The organism is Pseudomonas sp. P97.38 (genome assembly GCF_001269745.1).
GTDB lineage: Bacteria > Pseudomonadota > Gammaproteobacteria > Pseudomonadales > Pseudomonadaceae > Aquipseudomonas > Aquipseudomonas chlororaphis_E.
In genome coordinates this window covers 207,671-234,066 of sequence record NZ_LHVJ01000017.1, presented here as the reverse complement: position 1 = coordinate 234,066, position 26,396 = coordinate 207,671, and the positions used below count along the sequence as shown (strand labels likewise).

25 protein-coding genes and 2 tRNA genes are annotated in these 26,396 nt (G+C 62.0%); 10 read left to right on the top strand and 17 right to left on the bottom strand.

Annotated features, from left to right (window positions below):
• Positions 1 to 5: 5 nt before the first annotated feature.
• Positions 6 to 1,124, bottom strand: coding sequence for a TIGR00730 family Rossman fold protein (locus tag AD664_RS14945; protein ID WP_053147558.1), 1,119 nt, complete (start codon positions 1,122 to 1,124; stop codon positions 6 to 8).
• Between the two features lie 251 nt (positions 1,125 to 1,375).
• On the opposite strand from AD664_RS14945, the gene AD664_RS14940 reads away from it, so the two are divergent.
• Positions 1,376 to 1,573 (top strand): hypothetical protein, encoded by a 198-nt coding sequence (locus AD664_RS14940; protein WP_042730776.1) that lies wholly within the window; start codon positions 1,376 to 1,378, stop codon positions 1,571 to 1,573.
• Positions 1,574 to 1,600: 27 nt separating this feature from the next.
• On the opposite strand, the gene AD664_RS14935 is transcribed toward AD664_RS14940, so the two are convergent.
• Positions 1,601 to 2,023, bottom strand: coding sequence for a quorum-sensing-regulated virulence factor family protein (locus tag AD664_RS14935; protein WP_042730777.1), 423 nt, complete (start codon positions 2,021 to 2,023; stop codon positions 1,601 to 1,603).
• 184 nt (positions 2,024 to 2,207) lie between these two features.
• On the opposite strand from AD664_RS14935, the gene AD664_RS14930 reads away from it, so the two are divergent.
• The 3 genes from AD664_RS14930 (at position 2,208) to AD664_RS14920 (ending at position 4,235) form a co-directional block, all read left to right on the top strand.
• Positions 2,208 to 2,954: a tRNA-uridine aminocarboxypropyltransferase gene (locus AD664_RS14930; RefSeq protein WP_053147556.1), complete on the top strand. Its 747-nt coding sequence runs from the start codon at positions 2,208 to 2,210 to the stop codon at positions 2,952 to 2,954.
• A 193-nt stretch (positions 2,955 to 3,147) separates the two neighbouring features.
• Complete coding sequence (gene erdR, locus AD664_RS14925) at positions 3,148 to 3,801, top strand: response regulator transcription factor ErdR (protein ID WP_053147554.1); 654 nt, start codon at positions 3,148 to 3,150, stop codon at positions 3,799 to 3,801.
• Positions 3,802 to 3,872: 71 nt separating this feature from the next.
• Positions 3,873 to 4,235: a diacylglycerol kinase gene (locus tag AD664_RS14920; protein WP_042730780.1), complete on the top strand. Its 363-nt coding sequence runs from the start codon at positions 3,873 to 3,875 to the stop codon at positions 4,233 to 4,235.
• Between the two features lie 4 nt (positions 4,236 to 4,239).
• On the opposite strand, the gene AD664_RS14915 is transcribed toward AD664_RS14920, so the two are convergent.
• A complete protein-coding gene (locus AD664_RS14915) occupies positions 4,240 to 5,166 on the bottom strand; it encodes a LysR family transcriptional regulator (RefSeq protein ID WP_042730781.1) in 927 nt (308 codons plus the stop codon).
• A gap of 121 nt (positions 5,167 to 5,287) precedes the next feature.
• Here AD664_RS14915 and fpr point away from each other — a divergent pair, with 121 nt between their 5' ends.
• On the top strand, positions 5,288 to 6,067 hold the full coding sequence (fpr, locus tag AD664_RS14910; protein WP_003198368.1) for a ferredoxin-NADP reductase: 780 nt from the start codon (positions 5,288 to 5,290) through the stop codon (positions 6,065 to 6,067).
• Positions 6,068 to 6,305: 238 nt separating this feature from the next.
• Here fpr and tsaA read toward each other — a convergent pair whose 3' ends face one another.
• The 5 genes from tsaA to rimO form a co-directional block, all read right to left on the bottom strand.
• Positions 6,306 to 7,004: a tRNA (N6-threonylcarbamoyladenosine(37)-N6)-methyltransferase TrmO gene (gene tsaA, locus AD664_RS14905; RefSeq protein ID WP_053147553.1), complete on the bottom strand. Its 699-nt coding sequence runs from the start codon at positions 7,002 to 7,004 to the stop codon at positions 6,306 to 6,308.
• Between the two features lie 68 nt (positions 7,005 to 7,072).
• Positions 7,073 to 7,534, bottom strand: coding sequence for a DUF1456 family protein (locus tag AD664_RS14900; protein WP_053147552.1), 462 nt, complete (start codon positions 7,532 to 7,534; stop codon positions 7,073 to 7,075).
• A 56-nt stretch (positions 7,535 to 7,590) separates the two neighbouring features.
• Complete coding sequence (locus tag AD664_RS14895; RefSeq protein WP_053147551.1) at positions 7,591 to 8,301, bottom strand: rRNA pseudouridine synthase; 711 nt, start codon at positions 8,299 to 8,301, stop codon at positions 7,591 to 7,593.
• 82 nt (positions 8,302 to 8,383) lie between these two features.
• The gene (locus AD664_RS14890; RefSeq protein ID WP_047736990.1) at positions 8,384 to 8,857 is read right to left on the bottom strand and encodes a GNAT family N-acetyltransferase; all 474 of its coding nucleotides are present in this window, start codon (positions 8,855 to 8,857) and stop codon (positions 8,384 to 8,386) included.
• A 224-nt stretch (positions 8,858 to 9,081) separates the two neighbouring features.
• The gene (rimO, locus tag AD664_RS14885) at positions 9,082 to 10,422 is read right to left on the bottom strand and encodes a 30S ribosomal protein S12 methylthiotransferase RimO (RefSeq protein ID WP_053147549.1); all 1,341 of its coding nucleotides are present in this window, start codon (positions 10,420 to 10,422) and stop codon (positions 9,082 to 9,084) included.
• A 334-nt stretch (positions 10,423 to 10,756) separates the two neighbouring features.
• Between rimO and AD664_RS14880 the strand changes: the two genes are divergently transcribed.
• On the top strand, positions 10,757 to 12,598 hold the full coding sequence (locus tag AD664_RS14880) for a potassium transporter Kup (RefSeq protein WP_371260961.1): 1,842 nt from the start codon (positions 10,757 to 10,759) through the stop codon (positions 12,596 to 12,598).
• A gap of 239 nt (positions 12,599 to 12,837) precedes the next feature.
• Here AD664_RS14880 and AD664_RS14875 read toward each other — a convergent pair whose 3' ends face one another.
• The 4 genes from AD664_RS14875 to AD664_RS14860 all read right to left on the bottom strand — a co-directional run bounded on the left by AD664_RS14875 (position 12,838) and on the right by AD664_RS14860 (position 17,398).
• Complete coding sequence (locus AD664_RS14875; protein WP_053147547.1) at positions 12,838 to 14,130, bottom strand: virulence factor family protein; 1,293 nt, start codon at positions 14,128 to 14,130, stop codon at positions 12,838 to 12,840.
• Positions 14,130 to 16,772, bottom strand: a complete 2,643-nt coding sequence (gene mprF / locus AD664_RS14870; protein ID WP_042731516.1) for a bifunctional lysylphosphatidylglycerol flippase/synthetase MprF — start codon at positions 16,770 to 16,772, stop codon at positions 14,130 to 14,132. The genes AD664_RS14875 and mprF overlap by 1 nt, the downstream gene beginning before the upstream one ends.
• A 151-nt stretch (positions 16,773 to 16,923) precedes the next feature.
• A tRNA-Met gene (locus AD664_RS14865) sits at positions 16,924 to 17,000 on the bottom strand.
• A gap of 321 nt (positions 17,001 to 17,321) precedes the next feature.
• Positions 17,322 to 17,398, bottom strand: a tRNA-Met gene (locus tag AD664_RS14860).
• A 282-nt stretch (positions 17,399 to 17,680) separates the two neighbouring features.
• On the opposite strand from AD664_RS14860, the gene dinB reads away from it, so the two are divergent.
• On the top strand, positions 17,681 to 18,742 hold the full coding sequence (gene dinB, locus AD664_RS14855; RefSeq protein WP_053147545.1) for a DNA polymerase IV: 1,062 nt from the start codon (positions 17,681 to 17,683) through the stop codon (positions 18,740 to 18,742).
• A 69-nt stretch (positions 18,743 to 18,811) separates the two neighbouring features.
• Here the strand turns inward: dinB and AD664_RS14850 are convergent, their stop codons facing one another.
• The 4 genes from AD664_RS14850 to AD664_RS14835 all read right to left on the bottom strand — a co-directional run bounded on the left by AD664_RS14850 (position 18,812) and on the right by AD664_RS14835 (position 23,593).
• On the bottom strand, positions 18,812 to 19,765 hold the full coding sequence (locus tag AD664_RS14850) for a hypothetical protein (protein ID WP_053147543.1): 954 nt from the start codon (positions 19,763 to 19,765) through the stop codon (positions 18,812 to 18,814).
• 17 nt (positions 19,766 to 19,782) lie between these two features.
• Positions 19,783 to 21,498 carry a proline--tRNA ligase gene (locus tag AD664_RS14845; RefSeq protein WP_053147541.1) on the bottom strand — a complete coding sequence of 572 codons (1,716 nt, stop codon included), beginning with the start codon at positions 21,496 to 21,498 and terminating at the stop codon, positions 19,783 to 19,785.
• 128 nt (positions 21,499 to 21,626) lie between these two features.
• Complete coding sequence (locus AD664_RS14840) at positions 21,627 to 23,186, bottom strand: AmpG family muropeptide MFS transporter (protein ID WP_053147539.1); 1,560 nt, start codon at positions 23,184 to 23,186, stop codon at positions 21,627 to 21,629.
• Between the two features lie 44 nt (positions 23,187 to 23,230).
• A complete protein-coding gene (locus AD664_RS14835) occupies positions 23,231 to 23,593 on the bottom strand; it encodes an MGMT family protein (RefSeq protein WP_371260960.1) in 363 nt (120 codons plus the stop codon).
• 152 nt (positions 23,594 to 23,745) lie between these two features.
• Between AD664_RS14835 and AD664_RS14830 the strand changes: the two genes are divergently transcribed.
• Positions 23,746 to 24,753 carry a DUF481 domain-containing protein gene (locus AD664_RS14830; protein WP_042732366.1) on the top strand — a complete coding sequence of 336 codons (1,008 nt, stop codon included), beginning with the start codon at positions 23,746 to 23,748 and terminating at the stop codon, positions 24,751 to 24,753.
• Between the two features lie 198 nt (positions 24,754 to 24,951).
• Here AD664_RS14830 and AD664_RS14825 read toward each other — a convergent pair whose 3' ends face one another.
• Positions 24,952 to 25,161: a cold-shock protein gene (locus tag AD664_RS14825; protein ID WP_002554837.1), complete on the bottom strand. Its 210-nt coding sequence runs from the start codon at positions 25,159 to 25,161 to the stop codon at positions 24,952 to 24,954.
• Positions 25,162 to 25,514: 353 nt separating this feature from the next.
• On the opposite strand from AD664_RS14825, the gene dcd reads away from it, so the two are divergent.
• Both dcd and AD664_RS14815 read left to right on the top strand, forming a co-directional pair.
• Positions 25,515 to 26,081, top strand: a complete 567-nt coding sequence (gene dcd, locus AD664_RS14820; RefSeq protein WP_016965530.1) for a dCTP deaminase — start codon at positions 25,515 to 25,517, stop codon at positions 26,079 to 26,081.
• Between the two features lie 100 nt (positions 26,082 to 26,181).
• Positions 26,182 to 26,388, top strand: a complete 207-nt coding sequence (locus AD664_RS14815; RefSeq protein ID WP_003184748.1) for a hypothetical protein — start codon at positions 26,182 to 26,184, stop codon at positions 26,386 to 26,388.
• Positions 26,389 to 26,396 lie beyond the last annotated feature (8 nt).

Here is a 26,396-nt window from a genome sequence, read left to right as displayed (position 1 = left end):
TGGTCTCAAGTCGCCTTGATCGGCTCCCATGTAAAGGGGTGGTCCTTCTGGGTGGGTTCGGCCCAGTTCTCTGCCAGGTTGATGTAGTCCACCAGTTCCCTCAAGCGACCGTGATCGCGGGCGTTGAAGGTAAAGGCCAGTCGCGTCAGATGGCTGAAGCGGGCCTCATCGTGTTCTTCGTCGCTGTAGTCATGCTGATGAAAGCAGTCATTGAGACACAGGTCGGCGAAGGCCACCTGCATCTGTTGAAGTGCCTGTTCGCTGAGCTTGTGGTTCATGCGAATCACGAACTGGTGCTTGAGCCAGCGGCTGGAGTGGAAGTTGCGATAGAACTGGTTGATCTCCTCCACGGCGTCTTCGGCGTTGTACACCAGGCGCATCAGTTTCATGTCCGTGGGCAGGATGTAGCGGTTCTCCTCCAGTTGGTCACGGATGAAGTCCAGGGCGCCTTGCCAGAACTTGCCGCCCGGCATGTCCAGCAGGACTACCGGCACCAGCGGGCTCTTGCCGGTCTGCACCAGCGTCAATACCTCAAGGGCTTCATCCAGCGTGCCGAAGCCGCCCGGGCAGAGCACCAGGGCGTCGGCTTCCTTGACGAAGAACAGTTTGCGGGTGAAGAAAAAGTGGAACGGCAGCAGGTTCGGCGTGCCCTCGACGGTCGGGTTGGCGTGCTGTTCGAAAGGCAGGGTGATGTTGAATCCCAGGCTGTGGTCGCGTCCTGCGCCTTCATGGGCCGCCGCCATGATGCCGCCGCCGGCACCGGTGATGACCATCATGTCCGAGCGCGCCAGCGCCATCCCGAGTTCCCGGGCCTGGCCGTACAGGGGATGCTCGATCGGCGTCCGGGCCGAGCCGAAGACGGTCACCTTGCGCCGTCCCTTGAACTGTTCGAGCGTGCGGAAGGCATGTTCCAGTTCCCGCAGTGCCTGGAGGGTGATCTTGGCATTCCAGCGGTTGTGATCTTCCTGGGCCATACGCAGTACGGTCAGGATCATGTCGCGATAGATGGGAAGGTTCGGGCTGTTGGGTGAGACCAGGTTGAGTTGTTCTTCAACCTTGTGGATGAGGTCGTGGCCGTGGTTCTCAAAATGACGACTGAGCAGGTCATTCGGTTTATAAGGCATTCAACTTCTCCTTCTTGGCAGGACGAATCCAGATCCTCGCCCCGATCGTTGCTGTCTTGATCATGGCGCTCAAAAGTGACAGTTGGCAACCGCTGGATACAGGCGTGGATGCGCCGCGCCGCTCGTCAGATGTCCAGCCAGGTGTACAGGGCTCTGATTTACTGGATATCAAGCGTGCCCATGCAAGCAGATGCCCAAGGCTGGGTGCCACGCGGTGGATTGAGGACGGATCGTGCAGGGAGGCGTGAAAGATGAGGGTGACACTGGAACTCGACAGGCAGTTGTACCTGATGCTGCTGGAGTCGGCCCAGGCCAATCGAGTGAGCCTGGAGGAAGAGTGCTGCCGCCGGTTGGAAGGGCGGGCCTGGCGCTCGCGCTACCTGCAGGCGCTGGTGGAGGAATTGCGCGCCGATGATGAGCAGCGGCGCGACAGTGGCCTGTGTGGTTGATGCCTACAGGCCACGGGGCCGGCAGGGTTACTTCTTCGGCTTGGTCGCTTTCGGGCAATCCGATTCCTGGAAGCGTTCCGTGGCGACCGGGCGGTTGGTCTTGACCTCGGTAAACTCGTAACGCATCGTCGCGCCCTTGGCCATCAGCTTGCGGAAACCCGGGTTGGTGCACACCGTGGAACCCAGCTGGAAATACACGGCCTTGGGGTCTGCACGCATTTTCTGCGCGTGGCTGCTCTGCACACTGAGGTGGTTGATCAGCTCGGTGCCTTCGACGGTATAGCCCTGGTCGAGAATATCTTCGTTGATCGCCCGCGGCGTACCGATGCTGCTTTCCTTGGCAACGTTCTGCAACATCTTGTTCAGTTCGAGTTCTTTCAGCGAAGCAGCCTGAGCGCTGAAGGACGTCGCCAGCAGAACGGCAACGGTAGGGACGATAAGGCGCAGCATGAAACTCTCCTGGTTCAGTGACGGTTTGTTCGACCGATCACATGACTGTGCGTTCAGTGGCCGGGAATTATAGGGGAGCTAGGGTGGACGGTACAGGCTTGCGCGCTCTGGTAGACTGCCGGCCTTTATTGCCCTGCCGAGTGTTGTTCGTGTCCAGTTCCCTTGTACGTCGGTGTCGCCCCCGATGAAACATGCCCCCAACGCCGTCGCCCGCCTGCGCGACCAGCGCATCGATGAAGGCATCAAGCCGCTTCAGGCCCGTGGCTGGCGGGCTCCCCGTTGCAGCGCCTGCCGAGTGATCGAGAGCCACTGCCTGTGTGCCTGGCGACCGAGTGTCGAGACCCGTTCCGGGATCTGCCTGATCATGACCAACAAGGAAGTGTTCAAGCCAAGCAACACCGGCTGGCTGATTGCCGACGTGGTGCGCGACAATCACGCGTTCATCTGGTCGCGCACCGATGTCGATGCGCAGCTGCTGGCGCTGTTGAACGACCCCCAGTGGCAACCGTACCTGGTGTTTCCGGGCGAGTACGTCGAGCCTTCCCGGGTGACCCACACGGTTGACCTTGATCAGGCCAGGCGCCCGTTGTTCATCCTGCTGGATGCCACCTGGACAGAAGCGCGGAAGATTTTTCGCAAGAGCCCGTACTTCGACCGGCTGCCGATCCTCAGCCTGCTGCCCGACCGGTTGTCGCGCTACCGCTTGCGCCGTTCGACCCGCAGCGAGCACCTGTGCACCGCCGAGGTCGCGGCGTTGTGCCTGGAACTGGCAGGAGACAGCGATGCCGCGTCGGCCCTCGACGCTTATTTCGACGTGTTCAGCCAGCACTACCTGGGTGCCAAGCGCCAGCAGGCGGTGAATATCTCGACCCCGGCCCACGCCGAGTTGCAGCCCTTCATCCACACTGCACCTGCTGTGTTGGCGCAATAGTGGCCCATACTGGACGCAGGGGCAGCCGTGCTGCTTGACCACCCCGGCTTCGCTGGGCATGCTTGGCGCCGACCCGGGTGCGGCCAACGGCTAAGATGCTGTGTTTGGCGCTAAATGTGCCCCTGTGGACTTGAGTTGTTTTGGCAGGGCGCGAATGCATCGGCCCGCCATTAAAAACAGGATCATTGAAAAAATGGCCACATACGAAATCCTGATTGCCGACGACCACCCGCTCTTTCGCAGCGCGTTGCGTCAGGCAGTGACCCTGGGCCTCGGCCCGGATGTCCGGTTGACGGAGGTGGCCAGTATCGCGGAGCTGGAAGCCCGGCTGACTGAAAAGGCCGACTGGGATCTCGTCCTGCTGGACCTGAACATGCCAGGTGCCTATGGTTTTTCAGGCCTGGTGCTGTTGCGCGGCCAATACCCGCAGATTCCCGTGGTGATGGTTTCGGCCCAGGAAGAAGCTTCGGTGATGGTCAAGGCGCGCGAATTCGGGGCCAGTGGGTTCATTCCCAAGTCCAGTTCCCTGGAGATGATCCAGAAGGCCGTGAAGGCCGTGCTCGATGGCGATGTGTCCTGGCCACCGCAGGCTTTCGAAGCGGTGAGCGTCTCCGAAGAAGCCAAGGCCGCCAGCGAGGGCCTGGCCAGCCTCACGCCACAACAGTTCCGGGTTTTGACCATGGTGTGCGAGGGGCTGCTGAACAAGCAGATCGCCTATGAGCTGAACGTGTCGGAGGCCACCATCAAGGCCCACGTCACGGCGATTTTTCGCAAGCTGAACGTGCGCACCCGGACCCAGGCGGCCTTGCTGTTGCAACAACTTGAGTCAATTTCGCCGCAGGCTTGAAGGACGGCTTCACGCTTTTTTGACCGGACTTGAATTAGCTTCTCCACTCCTTTTCGATCAGTGCCTACTCTATGTCACCTTTTAAAGGCCAAACCGGCCTGAAACGCATCCTCAACGCCTCCGGCTATTCCCTGGACGGGCTGCGCGCCGCGTTTGTCGGTGAAGCGGCTTTCCGTCAGTTGGTGCTGCTCAATGTCGTGCTGATCCCGTTGTCGTTCTTCCTGAACGTCAGCCGGGTCGAGCAGGCGCTGTTGATCGCGGTCTGCCTGTTGGCATTGATCGTGGAACTGCTCAACTCGGCAGTGGAAGCGGCGATCGACCGCATTTCCCTGGAACTGCACCCCTTGTCGAAAAACGCCAAGGACATGGGCAGCGCTGCCCAGCTCGTCGCCCTGACGATGATCGCCCTGGTGTGGGGCGTGATCCTGCTTTAACCCTTCAGGCAATGGCTGGCAGCACGATCTCGTCGCTGCGCTGGACCCCGGCGGTGAAGGCTCGGCACAGCTCCAGGAATTCACGCATGGCCGAGGTCTGGTACTTCTGCTTGTGCCAGATGAAGTAGAACTGCCTCGCCAGGTCCATGTCCGGGGTTTCCACGGCCACCAGGCTGCCACGGCGGAAGGCGTCGCGCAGGGCCAGGCGAGAAATGCAGCCGATGCCCAGGCCCGACTCCACGGCGCGCTTGATCGCCTCGGTGTGTTCCAGTTCCAGGCGAATGTTCAGCGCGCTGCGATGATGACGCATGGCCTGGTCGAAGGTCAGCCGCGTGCCCGACCCCTGTTCGCGCAATATCCACGCTTCGTGGGTCAGCTCCTCCATGCTTGCCTGGCCGCGTTTGGCCAGTGGGTGCTGCGGTGCGCAGAACACCACCAGTTCATCTTCGACCCAGCTCTGCACCTCGATGTCCGGGTGGTTGCAATCGCCTTCGATTAGACCCAGATCAATTTCATAATGGGCCACTTGGTGCACGATATTGGCAGTGTTCTGCACATGCAGCTTCACCTGGCTTTCCGGATGACGCTGCATGAAGCCGCCGATCAGCAGGGTCGCCAGGTAATTGCCGATGGTCAGGGTCGCGCCGACCGCCAAAGAACCGAAACCGGACTTGCCGTTGAGCAGGTCTTCGATCTCCTTGGCCTGGTCCAGCAGCGCTACGGCCTGGGGCAGCAGTTGTTTGCCGAGGGCGTTGAGGCTCAGGCGCTTGCCGGCACGGTCGAACAGTTGGCAGCTCGATTGCCGCTCCAGTTCGGTGATGGAAGTGCTGGCCGCCGATTGCGACAGGTTGAGCAGGCCCGCAGCGCGAGACACGCTCTCTTGCTGGGCGACGGCGACGAAGACTTGAAGTTGACGTAGAGTAAATCGCATATCTATATAACCGATAACCCTTATCTTAATAATTCAGTTAACAGATATTGTCGTCGCCATTAGAATGCGATGCAATTGCGCACCTTGACGACGCAGGCAACATTCCCAGGAGTCCCCGTACATGAGCAACATGAACCACGAGCGTGTCCTCAGTGTTCATCACTGGAACGACACACTGTTCAGCTTCAAGTGCACCCGCGATCCGGGCCTGCGCTTCGAGAACGGTCAGTTCGTGATGATCGGCCTGCAGCAGCCCAACGGCCGCCCGCTTATGCGCGCTTACTCGATCGCCAGCCCGAACTGGGAAGAGCATCTCGAATTCTTCAGCATCAAGGTTCCCGACGGTCCGCTGACTTCCCAGTTGCAGCACCTGAAGGAAGGCGACGAGATCATCATCAGCAAGAAACCCACCGGCACCCTGGTGCTGGACGACCTCAAGCCTGGCAAGCATCTGTACCTGCTCAGCACCGGCACCGGCCTGGCGCCGTTCATGAGCGTCATCCAGGATCCGGAAACCTACGAGCGTTTCGAAAAGGTGATCCTGTGCCACGGCGTTCGCTACGTCAATGAAGTCGCCTACCGCGAATTCATCACCGAGCACTTGCCGCAGAACGAGTTCTTCGGCGAAGCGCTGCGCGAGAAGTTGATCTACTACCCGACCGTGACCCGCGAGCCGTTCGAGAACGAAGGCCGCCTGACCGACCTGATGCGCAGCGGCAAGCTGTTCCGCGACATCGGCCTGCCGCCGATCAACCCGCAGGACGACCGCGCCATGCTGTGCGGCAGCCCGAGCATGCTCGACGAGACCAGCGAAGTGCTCAACAGCTTCGGCCTGACCGTTTCGCCGCGTATGCGCGAGCCGGGTGATTACCTGATCGAGCGGGCGTTTGTAGAGAAGTAAGCTTGCGCTGAGCGACTTGCAGGGGGGCGTCAGCCAACATAGCCATTGGCTGTTAGCCCGCCTTCGCGAGCAAGCCCCGCTCCCACATTGATTTGCTTTGAACACAGATTCGGCGTTCACCAGAGATCCAGTGTGGGAGCGGGCTTGCCCGCGAAGCAGGCACCTCGGTTCAGCGTTGTCCCATGAAAAAGCCCGCGCCGCCTGATGAAGGCCGCGCGGGCTTTTTCGTTTCTGGTGTTTACGGTTTCGCCGGAACCACTTCCAACACCCGAATCAACCCCGCCTGCGGGTAATGCCAACGAACGTCCAGGTCCCAGAATTGCGCGCCATATTCCCGTTCGGCGGTAGGCATCTGGTACGCCGGGCGCGGGTCTTGGGCCAGGCACTGCTCAATCAGCTCCACCAGGGGCTCTCCCAGACGCGTGGCGTGCTCGTGGGCTTGAAGCAGGGCAGTGTCCGCCCACCGCACTGGAATCAATTCCGGCGCCGCACTGGCGATGCCGTTGGACGCGGAGTCGATAATGTCGGCATAGGGCACGTAGGGCTTGATGTCCAGCACGGGAGTGCCGTCCAGCAGGTCGATGCCCGAGATCCACAGGCGTCCGGCTTCTACCCGTTCCAGCTTGACCACCGACTGGCCGATGCCGTTGGGGCGATGGGTCGCACGGGTGGCGAACACGCCCATGGACTTGTTGCCGCCCAGGCGCGGCGGGCGCACTTTCAATCGCGGCTTGTCTTCCAGGGCCTGGTGGAACAGGAACAGCAGCCAGACATGGCTGACCTGCTCCAGGCCCTGCACCGCATCCCCTTGGTCGAACGGCGCCACCAGTTCCAGCACGCCGCGTGCGGCGGGGGCCAACTGCGGTTGCCGGGGGATGGCGAACTTCTCCTTGAAACAGGAGCGGACGAAGCCGATGGGAGAAACGTTATAGGTCATTGCAGCCTCAAGCTTCAAGTTCCAAGCTGCAAGTGAAAAGCTTGCCGCTCGAAGCTTGGAACTGTTGTTTAAGCTCTGACGCGCAGCGTCAGGCCCTTGAGGAAGTTGCGCAGCAACTGGTCGCCACACGGGCGGTAGTTGGTGTGGCCGAACTTGCGGAACAGCGCGCTCAGTTCCGGCTTGGAAACCGGGAAGTCGGCCGCCTTGAGGATGGCGTGCATGTCGTCTTCCTTCAGCTCGAAGGCCACTCGCAGCTTCTTGAGGATGATGTTGTTGGTCACCGGCACTTCGATCGGTTGCGGTGGACGGCTTTCGTCCTTGCCACGCTTGAAGATCACCAGGCCATCGAGAAAGTGCGCCATGACCTCGTCAGGGCAGAACACGAAGCCTTCTTCCTCGTCTTTCTTGAGGTAGCCGGCCAGGTCCGCCAGGGCCACTTCCAGGCCGCCGAGCTTGATGATCTCGATGACTTTCTTGTCGCTGATGTCGAGCATGTAGCGCACGCTGCGCAGTACGTCGTTGTGAATCATGTGTGCAATCCTGATCAATCGGCAGTGGGCGCCCGGCTCGGTGCGGCGCCGTAGAATTAGAACTTTTCTTTTGCGGACAGGTAACGCCACTGGCCCAGCGGCACCTTGCCGATGGACACGCCGCCGATGCGAATGCGGCGAATGGCGACCACCTTGAGGCCGACGGCCTGGCAGAGCAGCGCGATCACGCCCGGTTGCGGGTTCTTCATGGCGAAGCGCAGGCGGTTTTCGTTCTGCCAACTGGCCTTGACCGCCGGCAACTCCTTGCCCTTGTAGGTCAAGCCGTGGTTCAGGCGGTTGAGGCCGTGGGCGACCATTTCGCCTTCGACTTCCACCACGTATTCCTGTTCGATCTTGGCGGCATCGGCGGTGAGCTTGCGCAGGACTTTCCAGTCCTGGGTGAACACCAGCAGGCCGCTGGCATTGGCTTGCAGGTCGGCGCTGGCGCTCAGGCGCAGGAAGTGACCCTTGAGCGGCCGCTTGCCGAAGCGATGTTCTTCGCTCAGGGTCTGCGGCCCCAGGGATGCCATGGCGGTGTCGACGTCCTGGCCGGCGGGAACGTTCAACAGCAGGGTGACCGGCTCCGGCGCGGTGGCCTTGGCCTCGGGGTCCAGTGCGACCTTTTCGGTGGTGACCTTGAACTGCGGTTCATCGATCACTTCACCGTCCACGGTGACCCAGCCGCCCTCGATGAACAGCTCAGCCTCGCGACGAGAACAGCCGACGAGTTCGATGAGGCGTTTGGAGAGACGAATCGGGTCAGTCATGACAGGGCCGTAACAAAAAGAGGGTGGGCATTGTACCTGCCTGGCGCCGGTTAATCGCGGGTCCATTTGCGCTGTGTGGCTTTTAGCCGCGCCGGGCCTTCAGGTCGGATTGCTTGTAGCGCATGTGCAGCAACGGGTAGGGCTGGTTCATGCCGTCCCGTTCCGAGCGGCCGATGACTTCGAAACCTTGCTTGAGATAGAAACCCAGGGCCTGGGGGTTTTGTTCGTTGACGTCCAGCTCGTCGGCGTTCAGGTGTTCCATGGCGTAGTGCAGCAGTTGCTTGCCCAGGCCTTGGCCGCGGTGCTGCGGGTCGATGAAGAGCATTTCGATCTTGCCGGCCGCCACGCCGGCGAAGCCGGTAATCCGTTGGCGGGTGTCCCGGGTGCAAATGAGCATCACCGCGTCCAGGTAGCGGGTGAGCACCAGGTTCTTGAGCAACTCGATGTAGCTGTCCGGCAGGAAGTCATGGGTCGCGCGCACCGATGCCTCCCATACCTGGGTCAGTTCCTGGTAATCGCTGGATTTCGGTGTATGGATGACCGAATGCTGCCGCATGCCCGCCTGTTCCTTGTGCTGGATGACCTGATGTTCTCCATACGATAGCCGTAAAAAAGCCCCGCATCTTGTCGCAAGGGCGGGGCTTTTCAATTTTTACCGGGTTTCAAAAAACTGTGGGAGCGGGCTTGCCCGCGAAGGCGGTGTGTCAGTCGACATGACGGTTGACTGATACGCCGCTTTCGCGAGCAAGCCCGCTCCCACAAGGTATTGCAGTGGCTCGATCAGTTGATCTGCTCAGCCCACAAGTCGTACTCATCGGCGTCGGTCACCTTGCACCAGACCTTGTCGCCTGGCTTGAGGTGGCTGCCGTTGTCGATGAAGACGTTGCCGTCGATTTCCGGGGCGTCGAAGAAGCAGCGGCCCACGGCACCCTGTTCGTCGACTTCATCCACCAGCACTTCGATTTCACGGCCGATGCGCATTTGCAGGCGGGCCGAGCTGATGGCCTGCTGGTGCGCCATGAAGCGCTCCCAGCGGTCCTGCTTGATGTCGTCCGGCACCACGTCCAGGTTCAGGTCGTTGGCGGGCGCGCCTTCGACCGGGGAGTACTGGAAGCAGCCGACGCGGTCGAGCTGGGCTTCGGTCAGCCAATCCAGCAGGTACTGGAAGTCTTCTTCGGTTTCGCCGGGGAAGCCGACGATGAACGTGGAGCGGATGATCAGGTCTGGGCAGATTTCCCGCCAGTTCTTGATCCGGGCCAGGGTCTTGTCTTCGAACGCCGGGCGTTTCATGGCCTTGAGCACTTTCGGGCTGGCGTGCTGGAACGGGATGTCCAGGTACGGCAGGATCTTGCCGGCGGCCATCAGCGGGATCAGTTCGTCGACGTGCGGGTACGGGTAGACGTAATGCAGGCGAACCCAGACGCCGAGGGTGCTGAGGGCCTCGCACAGTTCGGTCATGCGGGTTTTCACCGGCGCGCCGTTCCAGAACCCGGTGCGGTACTTCACGTCGACGCCGTAGGCGCTGGTGTCCTGGGAAATCACCAGCAGTTCCTTGACGCCGGCCTTGACCAGGCGCTGGGCTTCATCGAGCACGTCGCCCACCGGGCGGCTCACCAGCTTGCCGCGCATCGACGGGATGATGCAGAAGCTGCAGCTGTGGTTGCAGCCTTCGGAAATCTTCAGGTAGGCATAGTGGCGCGGGGTCAGCTTGATGCCTTGCGGCGGCACCAGGTCGATCAGCGGGTTGTGGTCCTGTTTCGGGGGCACCACCTCGTGCACGGCGTTGACCACCTGCTCGTACTGCTGCGGGCCGGTCACCGCCAGCACGCTGGGGTGCACCTCGCGGATGTTGCCTTCTTCCACGCCCATGCAGCCGGTGACGATGACCTTGCCGTTTTCCTTGATGGCTTCGCCGATCACTTCCAGGGACTCGGCCTTGGCCGAATCGATGAAGCCACAAGTGTTGACCACTACCACGTCGGCGTCCTGGTACGTGGACACGACGTCATAGCCTTCCATGCGCAGCTGGGTCAGGATGCGCTCGGAGTCGACCAGAGCCTTCGGGCAACCCAGGGAAACGAAGCCAACCTTCGGGTTGGCTGGCGCGGTAGTGGTGGACATGTCTAACCTCGGTGTAGGGGGATCGTCTCTTGCCGAGACAGGACGCCTGACGCGCCTCTGATCAAAAAGTGCGCAATTCTAGCGGTGGACGAGGCCGTTGACCAGCTTTATACCGGGAAAAACGACGAGTGCTGCGCTATGCTTCGCGCCTTTACGCTTTACCGGTTTTTACAGTCAACAAAACACCTGTTACGAGATGTTAAACAGTGCATGCTGCGTCAGGTAGCAGAGTGCTTTCGTTCAAGCAGACAGGTCTGGGAATCAGGAGTGTTGGATGGGTCATGCAAGTAGTCAGGCGGCGGGTGCCGAGCATTCGGCAGCGAAGCCGCTGAGCATGCTGGTGGCGGCGGTCGGAGTGGTTTATGGCGACATCGGCACAAGTCCCTTGTACACCCTCAAAGAAGTGTTTTCCGGCGGCTACGGCGTGGCGGTCAACCATGACGGCGTGCTGGGCATCCTGTCGTTGATCTTCTGGTCGCTGATCTGGGTCGTGTCGATCAAGTACATGATGTTCGTTCTGCGGGCCGACAACCAGGGCGAGGGCGGGATCATGGCGCTCACTGCCCTGGCACGGCGGGCCGCAGCGGGGCGGGCGCGGTTGCGGACCTTTCTGGTGATCTGCGGCCTGATCGGCGCAGCGCTGTTCTACGGCGACAGCATGATCACCCCGGCGATCTCCGTGCTCTCGGCGATCGAAGGCCTTGGCCTGGCGTTCGAGGGCATCGACCACTGGGTGGTGCCGCTGTCGTTGGTGGTGCTGGTAGGGCTTTTCATTATCCAGCGTCACGGTACGGCGCGGATCGGCATCCTGTTCGGCCCGATCATGGTGACCTGGTTCCTGGTGCTCGGCGCCCTGGGGGTCTATGGCATCAGCCAGCACCCGGAAGTGCTGCAGGCGGTGAACCCGGCCTGGGCCGTGCGTTTCTTCCTCGTGCACCCCGGCATGGGCGTGGCAATCCTCGGTGCCGTGGTGCTGGCGCTGACCGGCGCCGAAGCGCTGTACGCCGACATGGGCCATTTCGGTCGCAAACCGATCGCACGCGCCTGGTTCATCCTGGTGCTGCCGGCGCTGGTGCTCAACTACTTCGGTCAGGGTGCATTGCTGCTGGGCGACCCGGAAGCGGCGCGCAACCCGTTCTACCTGTTGGCGCCAAGCTGGGCGTTGATCCCGTTGGTGGGCCTGTCGACCCTGGCCACGGTGATCGCTTCGCAAGCCGTGATTTCCGGGGCGTTTTCCCTGACGCGCCAGGCGATCCAGCTCGGCTACATCCCGCGCATGTACATCCAGCACACCTCCAGCGCCGAACAGGGCCAGATCTACATCGGCGCGGTGAACTGGTCGTTGATGGTGGGCGTGGTCCTGCTGGTGCTGGGCTTCGAATCCTCCGGTGCCTTGGCGTCGGCCTATGGCGTGGCAGTGACCGGCACCATGTTGATGACCACGATCCTGGTCTCGGCCGTGATGCTGCTGTTGTGGAAGTGGCCACCGCTGTTGGCGGTGCCGGTGTTGCTCGGTTTTCTCCTGGTGGACGGCCTGTATTTTGCCGCCAACGTGCCGAAGATCATCCAGGGCGGCGCCTTCCCGGTTGTTGCGGGTATTGCCCTGTTCGTGCTGATGACCACCTGGAAGCGCGGCAAGCAGTTGCTGGTGGAGCGTCTTGACGAAGGCGCGCTGCCGTTGCCGATCTTCATCAGCAGCATCCGCGTGCAGCCACCGCACCGTGTGCAGGGCACCGCCGTGTTCCTGACCGCGCGGTCCGACGCGGTGCCCCATGCGCTGTTGCACAACCTGCTGCATAACCAGGTGCTGCACGAGCAGGTGGTGTTGCTGACGGTGGTCTACGAAGACATTCCCCGGGTTCCGCCGCAACGGCGCTTCGAGGTCGATGCCTATGGTGAAGGGTTCTTCCGGGTCATCCTGCACTTTGGCTTCACCGACGAGCCGGATGTGCCGCTGGCGCTCAAGCTCTGCCATCTGGATGACCTGGACTTCAGCCCGATGCGCACCACCTACTTCCTCAGCCGCGAGACGGTCATCGCCTCCAAGCTCGAGGGCATGGCCCGCTGGCGCGAATTGCTGTTCGCCTTCTTGCTGAAGAATGCCAACGGCAACCTGCGCTTCTTCAACCTGCCGGTGAACCGGGTGATCGAGCTGGGGACGCAGGTCGAGATGTAGCTCCGATCCACAATAAGCCCCCGTTGTCTTGCGGCAGCGGGGGCTTTTTTGTGTGTGCCATGAGGCACCTGTGGCGAGGGAGCTTGCTCCCGTTGGCTCGCGCAGCGCCCCCCGCTTTTGCGATTGCTGCGCAATCGAGCGGGAGCAAGCTCCCTCGCCACGGTGGGTTTGCAGCGCCCATTAAAAAAAGCCCTTGCGGTCCTAAGACGGCAAGGGCTTTTTTGTCGGGCTCGATCAGCTCACTGCTCGGACGTCGTCGCGTTCTGGCGCTTGTTGATCTCGTCGATCAGGCGCTTGGCCAGGGCCGGGTAGTTCTCGTCGAAGTGATGGCCACCAGGCAGCTTGATGGCTTCGCCCACGGCGGTCTTGTCGGTGCAGCCACTTTCGTCGGCTTCTTCGCCACCGTAGATGCACACCACTTTCTCGGCCGGCAGCTTGGCCATTTCCGGGCCGGTGGCGGCTTCGGCGCCGGCGTTGCCAAGCCAGCCCTCGACCTCGATCTCGAAACTGCCGGTGCGGGCGAAGGCCAGCAGGATAATCGCATCGACACGCTGCTGCTCGGTGGCTGGCAGACGATTGTAGATCGCCGGCAGCACGTCGGCGCCAAAGGAATAGCCGGTGAGGATGAAACGCTTGGTGCCCCAGATCTGGCGGTAATGCTGCATCAGCTCGGTGAGGTCCACCGCGCTCTGCTCTGGGCTCTTGTGCTGCCAGTAGTAGCGCAGGGTGTCGATGCCGACCACCGGGTAGCCGATCTTGGCCATTTCATCGGCCACGTCGCGGTCCAGGTCGCGCCAGCCGCCGTCGCCGGAAAGGAACAGGGTCACGGTGTCCCGTGCCTGGCTGGCGGGCACTTCGACCACCGGGATGGCCAGGCCACCCTTGCCCTTGTCGGCACCGACCAGGATCTTGCGCAGTTCGTTGTTCAGCACTTGCGGCAGGCTGATGTCGTAGTCGCTGATGCTGGTTTCGGCATTCTTCTGGTCCCGTACGAAACCGGCACTGGTGTCGTCGGGGTTGTCGTTCCAGGCCACCAGCCAGTGACCGTGGGCCGCGCTTTTCGGCAGCAGGTGGGTGCAGCCGGGTTTTTCCAGGGCCAGGTCCACCGACACGGCCTTGACGTTGTCGTCCTTCTGCTCGGCCAGCCAGCGCCAGGCGAGCACGGCACCCGGGCCGATGCCGCTGACCAGCGTGGCCGGGCCTTGGAGCTCGCGCAGGCCCGCTTGCAAGGCACGCCCTTGCTGCATGCAGTCCTTGGGCAAGATCACCTGGACAATCTGGGCCGAGCCACTGCGGCTGAGGGTCGTCAGCTGGCTGTCGCTGAGCTTCTGGTCTTCGTTGACCGCCACCAGCACCTGGGCACGGGGCTTGGTGCCGGGGATGACTCGGGTCATCGCGGCGCCCTCGGCGGGCGTCAGTTGTTCCAGGGTGGGTTGTGGGGCAGGGCGGTTCCAGTACCAGTAACCGCCACCGAGAATCATCGCCAGCACCAGCAGGGCGGCCACTACGTATCGCCAGGAGCGTTGCATCATCAGCGTTTCACCAGTCCAGTCAGGCCGCCTGCAATCAGGGCGGCGGTATCGGCCAGGGCCACCAGCGGATCGAGTCCGGCGGGCACGGCCATGTAGCGAGGTTCCCAGTCAGGCTGGAATTTGTCTTTGAAGCGGCGCAGCCCCTGGAAGTTGTAGAGCTGCTCGCCACGGCGGAACACCATCGAGCCCAGGCGCTGGGTCAACGGCGCGCCACGACGCGGTTGCAGGCCCGACAGTGGGACCATGCCCAGGCTGAAACGGGCGAAATCATGGTTCTTATAGTGCTGGATCAGACCGACCATCATGAATTCCATGGTCAGTTTCGGGGCCTCGGGGTGAGCGCGCATCAGGTCGAGGCTGGCCAGTTCATGGCTGTGGGTTTCCAGCAGGTTGGCGAACGCCACCGGCCGGCCCTCGAAGCGAATCACCGCGATGCGGAAATGCTTGAGGTAGTCGTCGCTGAAACGACCCAGGGAGAAGCCCTTTTCGCGCACGTTCTTGCCGGTCAGCCAGGCATCGGAAATGACCTTGAGCTCATCCATCGGCGCCTGGCCCGGCTCGTGGATTTCCAGCGACAGGCCGTCGCGGCTGCCACGGTTCCAGGTGTAGCGCAGATCCTTCATCTCCTTGCCCTTGGCCTCGAGATCGAAGCGCTTGAGGTCGACCCGCGCCTCTTCACCGAGCTTGATCGCTGTCAGGCCGATGTCCATGTAGTAGGGCAGGTTCTCGGCACGCACCTGATAGAACACCGGGCGGGCGTGGTGGATGTCGCACAGGTCGCGAAACTGCCAGATCATCTCGGCCCGTTGCTGGGTGGGTCCGATCGGGTCATACAGCGCCACCAGGCTGCGGCCGCGGCGCGCGTACATCAGGAACGCCGCGTCGTTGGGGTGGAACAGCAGCGCCTTGTCGCCGGTCAGTGCCAGGCCGCCGTCGGGCTGTGACGAGGCCATGAGAATCGTCCTGGCGCGCTCCAGTTCTTCCGGGGTCGGCAAGTGGATCACCGGCCGTGCGGTGCGCAGCAGCCAGGTCAGGGACACCACCACCAGCAGCACCGCAGCCCCCAGCAGGGAGCGCAAACCGCGCGGGGCGTCGGCGTCGAGGGTGAATTGCCACCACAGTTGGTGGCTGTAGGGCACGTCCTGGTAGGCAAACAGCAGCAGCCAGATCGAGGCGCCGAGCACGCAGAGGCTGGCGATCAGGAACAGTGGGGAGAAGGGCAGCTCAGTCAGGCGACTGGGGCGATAGAACGAGCGCCGGAACACTGCCAGCAGGGCGGCGGTCAGGGTCAGCAACGTGGCTTCTTCCCAGTCGAACCCCTTGAGCAGCGAAAGCAGGGCACCCATCAGGAGCAACACGGTGGTCAGCATCCAGGCGGCGGACAGGCGCCGGCGCAGGCCTTGGGCGAGCAGCAGGCACAACACGCCCACCAGGCTGGCGCCAAAGTGCGAGGCATCCACCAGACGATGGGGGATCAGGAAGCCGATGTGCTCCAGCCGGGTGTCGATCTCCGGGGTCACGCCGGAAAACAGCAGTACCACCCCCGACAGGAACACCAGCACCGCCAGGATCGGCGCGGCGAAGCCCGAGGCGGCGCGTAACGTCTGGCGCGTCTGGAACAGCCGTTGTGCCTCGTTGACCAGCAGCAGGACGCACGCCACCAGCATCGGCAGCAACACGTAGATCAGGCGATAGAGCAGCAGGGCGGCGGCCAGCGGCGCGGCCCCCAGCTTGTCGGCGAACGCGGCCAGCAGGATGGCCTCGAACACGCCGACGCCACCTGGTACATGGCTGAGCACGCCGGCCGCCAGGGCCAGCAGGTACACCAGCAGGAACGCGCCGAACGGTGGCGCCTCGGGCAGCAACAGATACAGCACGGTGGCGGCCGCCGCGACATCCAGTGCGGTGATGACCAGTTGCAGGAAGGTCAGGCGGCGGCCCGGCAGGCGCAGGGTGCGGCGCCCGGCCTTGACCAGCAGGCTGTCGCGATGGGGCTGGTCTGGCAGGCGCCGACGATAGATGCCGATGGCCAGCACGCTGGTGAGCAGCAACACCGCCACGGAAATCGCGCCGAGCAGGGTGGCAGGCAGGCGCAGCGCGGCCGAGGCGGAGGGCAGGTCGCTGAGGGTGGCCAAGGCTGCCAGAGGCGGCAGTGCGCAACCCAGGGACAGGCTGGCGAACAGCGTCATGTGGGCGACGTCCGCTGCGCCCAGGCCATGGCGTGCGTACAGGCGGTAGCGAACCGAACCGCCCGACAACAACGACAGGCCAATCGCATTGCCGATGGCGAATGCGCTGAACCCGCCCAGGATCAGCGTCTGTGGAGGCAGCGTCACTCCCGCGTAGCGGCTCGCCGACCATTCGTAGCCCAGCAAAATGACGAAGCCGACCGCCGTGGCGGCGAAGGCTCCGAGCAGGGCCGGGCGAGGCACGTCCAGGATCGAGTCGTGCAACGCGTACAGATCGAGCTCGCTAAGCAAGTGGCGGCAGGCAATCAATGCAATCGCAAACAACAGCAGCGTGATGGCGAGACCGATAGGCTGACGGTACTGGCTGATCCGATCCAGCCAGCGCAATCGCTCGGCCTTGATCGGTTGTGTCGCGGTAACAGAGTCTTGCGGGTCAGACGAGTGGGCGCGCATCAATCACCTCTTGAGCTATGCGCGACAGGATGGGGGTATCCAGCCAAGTTACCAATCCCTGCGGCAGAAAATAATTACAAAAAATTTGTAATGTAGCCTTTTATAGCAGACACAAAAAAGGCCGCTCTTTCGAGCAGCCTTTCTTGATATTTGGTTGCGGGAGCCGGATTTGAACCGACGACCTTCGGGTTATGAGCCCGACGAGCTACCAGACTGCTCCATCCCGCGTCTGTGTGGCGGCATTCTACAGGCGAACGCCCGAGTGTCAACCGTTAAACGAGGGTAGGGACAAACAAGCGGCCAGTTCCCATGCAATGCAGGTAAATGCGCGAATCAAAAAGAAAATTTTCCTACAGCCTGGATTTCCAGGTCAGCCCAGTCCCTTGTGGGAGCGGGCTTGCTCGCGAAAGCGGACCGTCATTTGACATCATCGCTGACTGACACGCTGCCTTCGCGAGCAAGCCCGCTCCCACAGGGAAATGGTGGCGGGCCTGCAAAAACTTCCAGGCACAAAAAAGGCCATTCTTTCGAATGGCCTTTTTTGATGTTTGGTTGCGGGAGCCGGATTTGAACCGACGACCTTCGGGTTATGAGCCCGACGAGCTACCAGGCTGCTCCATCCCGCGTCTGTGAGGCGGCATTCTACAGGGGAACGCACAGGTGTCAACCCCGGCGTTCAAAAAATCTGTTCAGCTTCAAGCGCTTAGCCAGGCTTCGCGGGCGCCGACCGCGCTGTGACGCAGGCCTGGCAAGGGCTCGCGCTCTATCGAGGCGTTTGTTGCGATTAAAAAAACACATTTATGTAGGGCTTTTCGGGTTCCGGCGAACGATCTTTCCGTACTACTGGTGCTATATACAGGTATGGGTGCGATACTGGTGGCCCGACTCGACCCACGCTCCGCTTCGCTATGACGCAACGTAAGATCATCCACGTCGACTGTGACTGTTTCTATGCCGCCATCGAAATGCGCGACGACCCGCAGCTGGCCGGAAAACCCCTGGCGGTGGGCGGCTCGGCGGATCGGCGTGGGGTGATTGCCACCTGCAACTACGAAGCGCGAGCCTATGGCGTGCGCTCGGCGATGTCGTCCGGGCATGCCTTGAAGCTCTGCCCGGACCTCACCATCGTCAAGCCGCGCATGGAGGCCTATCGCGAAGCGTCGAAGGAGATCCATACGATCTTCAGCGACTACACCGACCTGATCGAACCACTGTCGCTGGATGAGGCCTACCTGGACGTTTCCGCCAGCGCCCATTTCGGCGGCAGTGCCACCCGCATCGCCCAGGACATCCGGCGGCGTGTTTCCAATCAGTTGCACATCACGGTCTCTGCCGGTGTGGCACCGAACAAGTTCCTGGCCAAGATCGCCAGCGACTGGAAAAAGCCCAACGGGCTGTTCGTGATCACCCCCGACCAGGTCCAAGACTTCGTGTCGGCCCTGCCGGTGAGCAAGCTCCACGGGGTCGGCAAGGTCACCGCCGACAAGTTGAACAGGCTTGGCATCATGGATTGCCTGCAGTTGCGTCAGTGGGACAAGCTGGCGCTGGTGCGCGAATTCGGCAGTTTCGGCGAGCGACTCTGGAGCCTGGCCCGTGGGATCGACGAGCGCCTGGTGCACAATGACAGTCGGCGGCAGTCCATCAGTGTGGAAAACACCTACGATGTCGACCTGCCTGACCTGGCGAGCTGCCTGGACAAGCTGCCCGAGCTGATGCAAACCCTCAGCGGCCGAATGGCCCGGATCGACAGCAGCTACCGTCCTGGCAAGCCGTTCGTCAAAGTCAAATTCCACGACTTCACCCAGACCACCCTGGAACAGGCCGGGGCAGGGCGGGATCTGGGCAGCTATCAACTGCTGCTGACCCAGGCCTTCAACCGTGGCGGCAAGCCGGTGCGGCTATTGGGGATAGGGGTGCGGCTGGAGGATTTGCGAGGAGGGTTCGAGCAGTTGGAGTTGTTTGAGCGGTGAGGCTGCCGAACAGAACAGCGCAGAGGCGCTTTTGTGGCGAGGGAGCTTGCTCCCTCGCCACAAAAGCGGTCAGTGGGCTCCGGGATCCGCCACCAACCGCCCGCCATCCTTGGTCAGTGCCTTCATGAATTCGGTTTGCAGTTCCGGATCGTTGCGCGTCAGTTCGATCAGGCTCTGTTCCAGTTCGCTGGCTTCTTCTTCAAGCCCCAGTTCCGACAGGCGCTTGACCCGATGCACCCACTGGCTCACCTCGTCGTCTTCCAGGTCGTCGTAGATCAGTGCATGCGCTTCCACCAGCTTGCTGCGCAAGGTGCTGCTGATGCTCAGGGATGAGTCGGTATGGACCTCGTCCTGGGCATCGGTCACGCTGATCTGCAATTTGCCGAACTGGCTCAGGTCCTGCTCGGCGAACGGGCTTTCCAACAGGTTCAGGCGCAGCACGCCATTGCGGTCGGTGCTCAGTTCGAAGGTCTGCCGGGCGGCCTTGACCTCCACCGGACGTTCGCTCCAAGGCAGGCTCGAGTGCTCGGTACGCTTGTCGCGCTGGACTTCGTCGATGCCCGCCAGGTTCTGCTGGGCGCGGCCGTGGGAGGGGACGTTCATGAACGGATTGAGACCGGCGACACCGTAGCTGAGCCAGTCATGGGTCACGGTGTCCGGCAGGTTGCCCAGGGCGAACACGTTGACCACGTTCGCGCCGATACCAGCCACCACGGCCACCGCGCCCAGCGGGATCTCGTAGACCTCCCGCCAGGGTTGGTAAGGCGTATAGCGGTCGTAATGGCGCGTGACCTCGAACTCGGTGACTTCGAAGGTCTTTTGCTCATTGATGCGCACCCGACGCTGCGGCAGGTCGAGCACCTTGGGTTCGCCCACGTCGATCTGCAAGCTGTGGTCGAGCAACTTGCGCTCGACCCGCTCTTCGTGCTCGCTGCGTTGTGACATCTGGTTGGCACAGCCGCTGACCAGCAGGGCGCCGCACAGGGCGGCGCCACCGAGGCCTAAGGTGTTTCGCTTGAACATGACGTCTCTATCTGGTGTCAGCGGCGGATACGGGCCTGGAGGAAAGACAGCACGTCGGCGACCGGCAGCGCTTGCGGCTCGGCCTCGGTGCGACTCTTGTATTCCAGGTTGCCTTCGGCCAGGCCGCGGTCGCTGACGACGATCCGGTGCGGGATGCCGATCAGTTCCATGTCCGCGAACTTGATGCCGGGGCTGGTTTTCTTGTCGCGATCGTCCAGCAGCACTTCGAAGCCGGCGGCCGTCAGTTCGGCGTAGAGCTTGTCGGTCGCTTCGCGAACCAGGTCGGTTTCGTAGCGCAGCGGCACCAGGGCAATCTGGAAAGGCGCCAGTGTGTCGCTCCAGATGATCCCTTTTTCGTCGTTGTTCTGCTCGATGGCGGCGGCGACCACGCGGGACACGCCGATGCCGTAGCAACCCATTTCCAGGGTGACCGGCTTGCCGTTCTCGCCCAGCACTTCGCACTTCATCGCCTTGCTGTACTTGTTGCCCAGCTGGAAGATGTGCCCGACTTCGATGCCGCGCTTGATTTCCAGGGTGCCCTTGCCGTCCGGGCTCGGGTCGCCGGCCACGACGTTGCGCAGGTCGGCCACGGTGGGCACCGGCAGGTCGCGTTCCCAGTTCACGCCGAAATAGTGCTTGTCGTCCTGGTTGGCGCCGATGGCGAAGTCGCTCATCAGTTCAACCGAGCGGTCGATGATGATCGGCAGCGGCAGGTTCAGCGGGCCAAGGGAACCGGCACCGGCGCCGATGGCGTCGCGCAGTTCGGCCTCGGTGGCCATGACCAGCGGGCTGGCGACGCCTGGCTGGTTGGCGGCCTTGATTTCGTTCAGCTCGTGGTCGCCACGGACAATCAGGGCAATCAGCTTGCCGGCTTCTTCCGCCCGCACGATCAGGGTCTTGATGGTGCGTTCGATCGGCAGGTTGTAGCCTTCCACCAGTTGGGCGATGGTCTTGGCGTTAGGCGTGTCCACCAGGCGCAAGTCTTCGCTCGGCGCGGCGCGGGAGGTTTCCCGTGGCACGGCTTCGGCTTTCTCGATGTTGGCGGCGTAGTCGGAGCCATTGCTGAAGACGATGTCGTCTTCACCAGACTCGGCCAGCACGTGGAACTCGTGGGAGCCGGCGCCGCCGATCGAGCCGTTGTCGGCTTCCACTGGGCGGAATTTCAGGCCCAGGCGGGTGAACACGTTGCAGTAGGCCTGGTGCATGCGGTCGTAAGTGACTTGCAGCGAAGCCAGGTCGGCGTGGAACGAATAGGCGTCCTTCATGATGAACTCGCGGCCGCGCATCAGGCCGAAGCGGGGACGGATCTCATCGCGGAACTTGGTCTGGATCTGATACAGGTTGATGGGCAGCTGCTTGTAGCTGCTCAACTCGTTGCGCATCAGGTCGGTGATCACTTCTTCGTGGGTCGGGCCTGCACAGAAGTCGCGACCGTGACGGTCCTTGATGCGCAGCAGCTCAGGGCCATACTCTTCCCAGCGCCCCGATTCCTGCCACAGCTCGGCCGGTTGGGTGCTCGGCATCAACACTTCCAGAGAGCCGGCGGCGTCCATTTCTTCGCGGACGATGGCTTCGACCTTGCGCATGACCCGCAGGCCCATCGGCAGCCAGGTGTACAGGCCCGAGGCGAGTTTGCGGATCATGCCGGCACGCAGCATCAACTGATGGCTGATCACGACGGCGTCGGAAGGCGTTTCTTTCTGTGTGGCGAGCAAAAATTGACTGGTGCGCATGGTTGGCCGTTGTCGGTTGCTGAGACGAGAAGTGACGGAGCATTGTACGGGCGAGATGCCCTGGCGTACAGGCGCGTGGGCCGTCGCCGGGTGCAAACGCCGGTTTCAACGGCGCCTGCTGACGTTTCCTACGACTCTTGCGCCGGGCGGGTCGGCGTCGGCTCGGCGGCTGGCGCGGCCTGCTGGCGCCGGTTTTCCTGAAACCAGTGCAGGGCGATCAGCACCAGGGTCGGCACGCCGAGCAGGGCGGTGATCAGGAAGAAAGTGTGGTAGCCGAACTTCTCCACCATCACCCCCGAATAGCCACCGATCAGGCGCGGCAGCAACAGCATGATCGAGCTGAGCAGGGCGTACTGGGTAGCGGAAAACTTCAGGTTGGTCAGGCTCGACAGGTAGGCGACGAAGGCCGAAGTCGCCAGGCCGGAGCTGAAGTTGTCCAGGGAGATGGTCAGGATCAGCATCTTCAGGTTGGCGCCCATGTCGGTGAGCATCAGGAACAGGATGTTGGTGGCGGCCGACGCCACGCCGCCGATGAACAGGATCGGCAGGATGCCGAAGCGCACGATCAACAGGCCGCCCATGCCGGCGCCGACGAGGGTCATGATCAACCCGAAGATCTTGCTGACGCTGGCGATCTGGTCCTTGGTGAAGCCCTGGTCGATGTAGAAGACGTTGGCCATGACCCCCATCACCGTGTCGGACATCCGATAGGTCGCGATCAAGCCCAGCAGCAGCAAGGCCTGCCAGCGGTAGCGCAGGATGAAGTCGTTGACCGGCGTGAGCACCGGCGCCAGCCCGCGCCGGCCCATGGCCGACAGGCAAAGGGAGGTCAGGATGATATAGAGGATGGCCCGCAGGAAGGCGCGGTCTTCGAGCAGCAGGTCGAGCAGGCTGACGCCCTCGAACAGCACGCTGGCAAAATCGGTGTTGTAGAGCTGGGTGAACATCGCCGGCACCGACACCAGCAAGATGATCAGCACGAACACCGACGCCAGTTGATGGGCAAAGGTGTAGCGCCCGGCTTGCAACTGGGTGCGCAACGGCACCGGCGGTTCGCGCATGAACAGCGAGGTGAGCAGCGCCGGCACCATCAGCACGCCGAACAACAGGTAGGTGCCGGCCCAGGCCGAGTGCTTGTAGCTGAAGCCGGTGGAACCGAAGCCTTCGGCGAAGAACAGTGCGCCAGCAGTGGCCAGCAGCGCGGCGACGCGGTAGCCGGACATGTAGCTGGCGGCGAGGGCCGCCTGGCGGGTGTCGTCGGCGATCTCCAGGCGGTAAGCGTCGACGGCGATGTCTTGGGTGGCCGAGGCAAAGGCGACCAGCACCGCGATCGCGATCAGCCAGGACAGGTGTTTTTGTGGGTCGCAGAAGCCCATGCCCACCAGGCCCAGGATCACCAGTGCCTGGGAGAGCACCAGCCAGGAGCGGCGGCGCCCGAGCTTGCCCAGGAGCGGCAGGCGCCATTGGTCGAGCAGCGGCGACCAGACCCATTTGAAGGCGTACGCCAGGCCGATCAGGCTCGCGTAACCGATGGTTTCGCGAGCCACGCCGGCCTCGCGCAACCAGACCGAAAGCGTGGAAAACACCAGCATGTACGGCAAGCCGGCAGCGAAGCCAAGCAGCAACAGCACGAGCGTCGAGGGACTGGCATAGGCGGCGAGGGCGGCGCGCCAGGTTTTACGGGGCATGGGCTGGAGTCTGCCTCAAAAATTGCGAAAACAAAGCGCGCACTCTAACCGCTGTGCTCTACCGGGCGCCAGCCATGGCGCTGAATATCAACACGATTGTTCAGGACACTGATCCCTTCCGTGCGCAGGCGCGCGCGTTGTTCGTCCCCTGACGCGCTGCCCACCGGCAGGCTGATCCGACCGCCGGCCCCCAGGACCCGGTGCCAGGGCAGCTTGGTGTCGTCCGGCAGTTGGCTGAGAGTGCGCCCCACCCAGCGCGCAGCGCGGCCCAGGCCCGCCATTTCAGCCAGTTGACCGTAGGTGACCACCTTGCCGGCGGGCACTTGGGCCAGGGTCAGGTACAGGGTGGTGCGGCGAATCTGGGCGGCATTCTCGGGCGCCGCTGGGGTATCGGTCACGGGTTGGATTCCTGATGAGGTAGTGCCCGTCTGTAGATTAATTCCTATAGGGACGATTGAGAAATGAACTCATTCGAAATACTCGGGTCAGTCGTTCCTAAGGTGTCGTCCTGGGGGATAATGCCGCCTTTTTATCGCAAACTTGAGCTCTTTATACGCTTATGTTGTCCAGAACCCTGCTATGCCTAGCTGTTACCAGCGCCTCCATGCCCTTGCTCGCCGACACTGTCTGGTTGAAGAACGGCGACAAGCTCAGCGGCAAGATCACCGTTTTCGATGGCGGCAAATTGCTGATCCAGACCGATTACGCCGGGGCGGTTCCCATTGATTGGAAACAGGTCAAGACCCTGGAGAGCGACCAGCAACTGCTGGTCAAACAGGATGCCTACACCGGCGAGAAGGCCAAGGCGCTGCACGCGGCCGAGGATGGCAAGGTGACGCTGGCCAATGGCGAGGCGCCCAAGACCGTCGAGCTGGCCAGTATCCAGCAGATCCTCAAGCCCAAGCCGGTGGTCGAGGACCTCGTCTGGAAAGGCAATATCGATGCCGCGCTGGATTACAAGCGCGCGGAAAACGATACCGACGATTACGACATCGACTTCAAGACCTCGGCGCGCCATGGCCGATGGCGGCATAACGCCGAAGGCGAATACAACCGCGAGTTCCAGGATGACGTGGTGTCGACCGACAACTGGCGCCTGGAATATTCCCTGGACCGGTTCCTGACGGATAAGTGGTTCTGGCAGGGGCGACTCAACTACAAGCGTGACAAGGTCGAGGACCTGGCCCGTCAACGCGTGGTGGGTACCGGTCCGGGCTACCAGTTCTGGGACGACGAGCTGGGGGCGTTCTCGCTGGGCTCGCTGCTCAACCGCACGGACTACGAGTACCGGGACGGTGGCAAGGACAACTTCTATTCCGTGGCCATGAAGTGGGACTACAACCGCTACTTGATTGGCAAGCGTGTCGAGTTCTTCACCAATGGCGAGGTGGGCAAGCCGCTGTCCGGCGTGGCCGAGTACGCATACGACGCCGAGATGGGCCTGCGCTACAAGGTCACCGATTGGGCGTCGCTCAACCTCAAGGCCGAGAAGGATGTCATCGACGGGACCGAGGACAGCGACCTGAGTAAGACCCGCTATACGGCGGGGTTTGGCGTGACCTGGTAACGCCGGCCTGAAGCCATCCCCTCCTGTGGGAGCGGGCTTGCTCGCGAAAGCGTTCGATCAGTACCTTTTATGGTGGCTGGTACAACGCTTTCGCGAGCAAGCTCGCTCCCACAGGTTTTTTATGTGCTTGAACAAAACACTCGGGCACAAAAAAGCCCCGCTTTTGAGGGCGGGGCCTTTTACTAAAGCAAGGACAAGTTAGATAACTTGTACTTCTTCAGCTTGCATGCCTTTCTGACCGCGGGTAGCGATGAAAGAAACCTGTTGGCCTTCTTTCAGGCTTTTGAAGCCGTCGGATTGGATAGCTTTGAAGTGAACGAACAGGTCGTCACCGGATTGTGGAGTGATGAAGCCGAAGCCTTTTTCATCGTTGAACCACTTAACGGTACCGGTTTGGCGATTAGACATGGTGTAACTCCTTGAACAAAGATAACTGCGACTCAGGAAGAACCCTGGCCGAGACTGAGTGCAAAGAGCAGGAAAAATTCTTGTAGATGGTTGGATCGAAATTCAACATATCGTGTAGAGATTCTCAGTGACACAAGCAGCACAGTGACGCCACCTTAACCCTTTTTCCGGAACGTGCCAATGGTCTTTGCGAAGGTTTCTCGGTTTTGGTGACTGACGGCCAAGGCGCGGGTCGCCAGCCCTTGGAAATCCCGGCGGATCGGCGAGATTTGCGTCCCGCGCTTTGAACCCGGCCCCATGCCCCGGTAAGATGCCGGACGTCTTTTTTCCACCTCGCTATTCAGGAACCCGCCATGAGCATCAAATCGGACAAGTGGATTCGCCGCATGGCGCAAGAGCACGGCATGATCGAGCCCTTCGTCGAGCGCCAGATGCGTGGCGAAGGCCCCGACCGGCTGATTTCCTTCGGTGTCTCCAGCTATGGCTACGACGTGCGCTGCGCCGACGAATTCAAGGTGTTCACCAACATCAATTCGGCCACCGTCGACCCGAAGAACTTCGATGAGAAAAGCTTCGTCGACATCAAGAGCGACGTGTGCATCATCCCGCCGAACTCCTTCGCCCTGGCCCGCACCGTCGAGTACTTCCGCATCCCGCGCAATGTCCTGACCATCTGCCTGGGCAAGAGCACCTATGCCCGCTGCGGCATCATCGTCAACGTCACGCCGCTGGAACCCGAGTGGGAAGGCCACGTCACCCTGGAGTTCTCCAACACCACGACCCTGCCGGCGAAAATCTATGCCAACGAGGGTGTGGCGCAGATGCTGTTCCTCGAATCCGATGAAGAGTGCGAAGTGTCCTACAAGGACCGTGGCGGCAAGTACCAGGGCCAGCGCGGCGTGACACTGCCGCGGACCTGATTCTGACGAACAGTGGGAATTCCTGGGCGGGCAGACACTCTATTGGGTGTACTGCCCGTTTTTGCGTCAGCGCAACGGGCCTTCGCTCAGGAGTTGCTCTATGAAGATCGATCCGCGAATCAGTGCCGAACTGGCAAGGCTTGAGCCCAATCAGATTGGCGTAATGGCCTGGTCATTGCTGGCCCATCCCGTTGAAGCAGCGGGTGGTATCCCCGGCCAGCCTGATCCCGATACTCCCAACGAACAGCCCACCGAGCCCGGCGAGCCCACCCTGCCCGATGAGCCGCCTCCAGCGCCCGTTGCCTGATCTGTATG

Coding starts and splice junctions, on each gene's coding strand:
- AD664_RS14945 (WP_053147558.1), bottom strand. CDS start 1,124: ATGCCTTATAAACCGAATGACCTGCTCAGTCGTCATTTTGAGAACCAC.
- AD664_RS14940 (WP_042730776.1), top strand. CDS start 1,376: ATGAGGGTGACACTGGAACTCGACAGGCAGTTGTACCTGATGCTGCTG.
- AD664_RS14935 (WP_042730777.1), bottom strand. CDS start 2,023: ATGCTGCGCCTTATCGTCCCTACCGTTGCCGTTCTGCTGGCGACGTCC.
- AD664_RS14930 (WP_053147556.1), top strand. CDS start 2,208: ATGAAACATGCCCCCAACGCCGTCGCCCGCCTGCGCGACCAGCGCATC.
- erdR (WP_053147554.1), top strand. CDS start 3,148: ATGGCCACATACGAAATCCTGATTGCCGACGACCACCCGCTCTTTCGC.
- AD664_RS14920 (WP_042730780.1), top strand. CDS start 3,873: ATGTCACCTTTTAAAGGCCAAACCGGCCTGAAACGCATCCTCAACGCC.
- AD664_RS14915 (WP_042730781.1), bottom strand. CDS start 5,166: ATGCGATTTACTCTACGTCAACTTCAAGTCTTCGTCGCCGTCGCCCAG.
- fpr (WP_003198368.1), top strand. CDS start 5,288: ATGAGCAACATGAACCACGAGCGTGTCCTCAGTGTTCATCACTGGAAC.
- tsaA (WP_053147553.1), bottom strand. CDS start 7,004: ATGACCTATAACGTTTCTCCCATCGGCTTCGTCCGCTCCTGTTTCAAG.
- AD664_RS14900 (WP_053147552.1), bottom strand. CDS start 7,534: ATGATTCACAACGACGTACTGCGCAGCGTGCGCTACATGCTCGACATC.
- AD664_RS14895 (WP_053147551.1), bottom strand. CDS start 8,301: ATGACTGACCCGATTCGTCTCTCCAAACGCCTCATCGAACTCGTCGGC.
- AD664_RS14890 (WP_047736990.1), bottom strand. CDS start 8,857: ATGCGGCAGCATTCGGTCATCCATACACCGAAATCCAGCGATTACCAG.
- rimO (WP_053147549.1), bottom strand. CDS start 10,422: ATGTCCACCACTACCGCGCCAGCCAACCCGAAGGTTGGCTTCGTTTCC.
- AD664_RS14880 (WP_371260961.1), top strand. CDS start 10,757: ATGCTGGTGGCGGCGGTCGGAGTGGTTTATGGCGACATCGGCACAAGT.
- AD664_RS14875 (WP_053147547.1), bottom strand. CDS start 14,130: ATGATGCAACGCTCCTGGCGATACGTAGTGGCCGCCCTGCTGGTGCTG.
- mprF (WP_042731516.1), bottom strand. CDS start 16,772: ATGCGCGCCCACTCGTCTGACCCGCAAGACTCTGTTACCGCGACACAA.
- dinB (WP_053147545.1), top strand. CDS start 17,681: ATGACGCAACGTAAGATCATCCACGTCGACTGTGACTGTTTCTATGCC.
- AD664_RS14850 (WP_053147543.1), bottom strand. CDS start 19,765: ATGTTCAAGCGAAACACCTTAGGCCTCGGTGGCGCCGCCCTGTGCGGC.
- AD664_RS14845 (WP_053147541.1), bottom strand. CDS start 21,498: ATGCGCACCAGTCAATTTTTGCTCGCCACACAGAAAGAAACGCCTTCC.
- AD664_RS14840 (WP_053147539.1), bottom strand. CDS start 23,186: ATGCCCCGTAAAACCTGGCGCGCCGCCCTCGCCGCCTATGCCAGTCCC.
- AD664_RS14830 (WP_042732366.1), top strand. CDS start 23,746: ATGTTGTCCAGAACCCTGCTATGCCTAGCTGTTACCAGCGCCTCCATG.
- AD664_RS14825 (WP_002554837.1), bottom strand. CDS start 25,161: ATGTCTAATCGCCAAACCGGTACCGTTAAGTGGTTCAACGATGAAAAA.
- dcd (WP_016965530.1), top strand. CDS start 25,515: ATGAGCATCAAATCGGACAAGTGGATTCGCCGCATGGCGCAAGAGCAC.
- AD664_RS14815 (WP_003184748.1), top strand. CDS start 26,182: ATGAAGATCGATCCGCGAATCAGTGCCGAACTGGCAAGGCTTGAGCCC.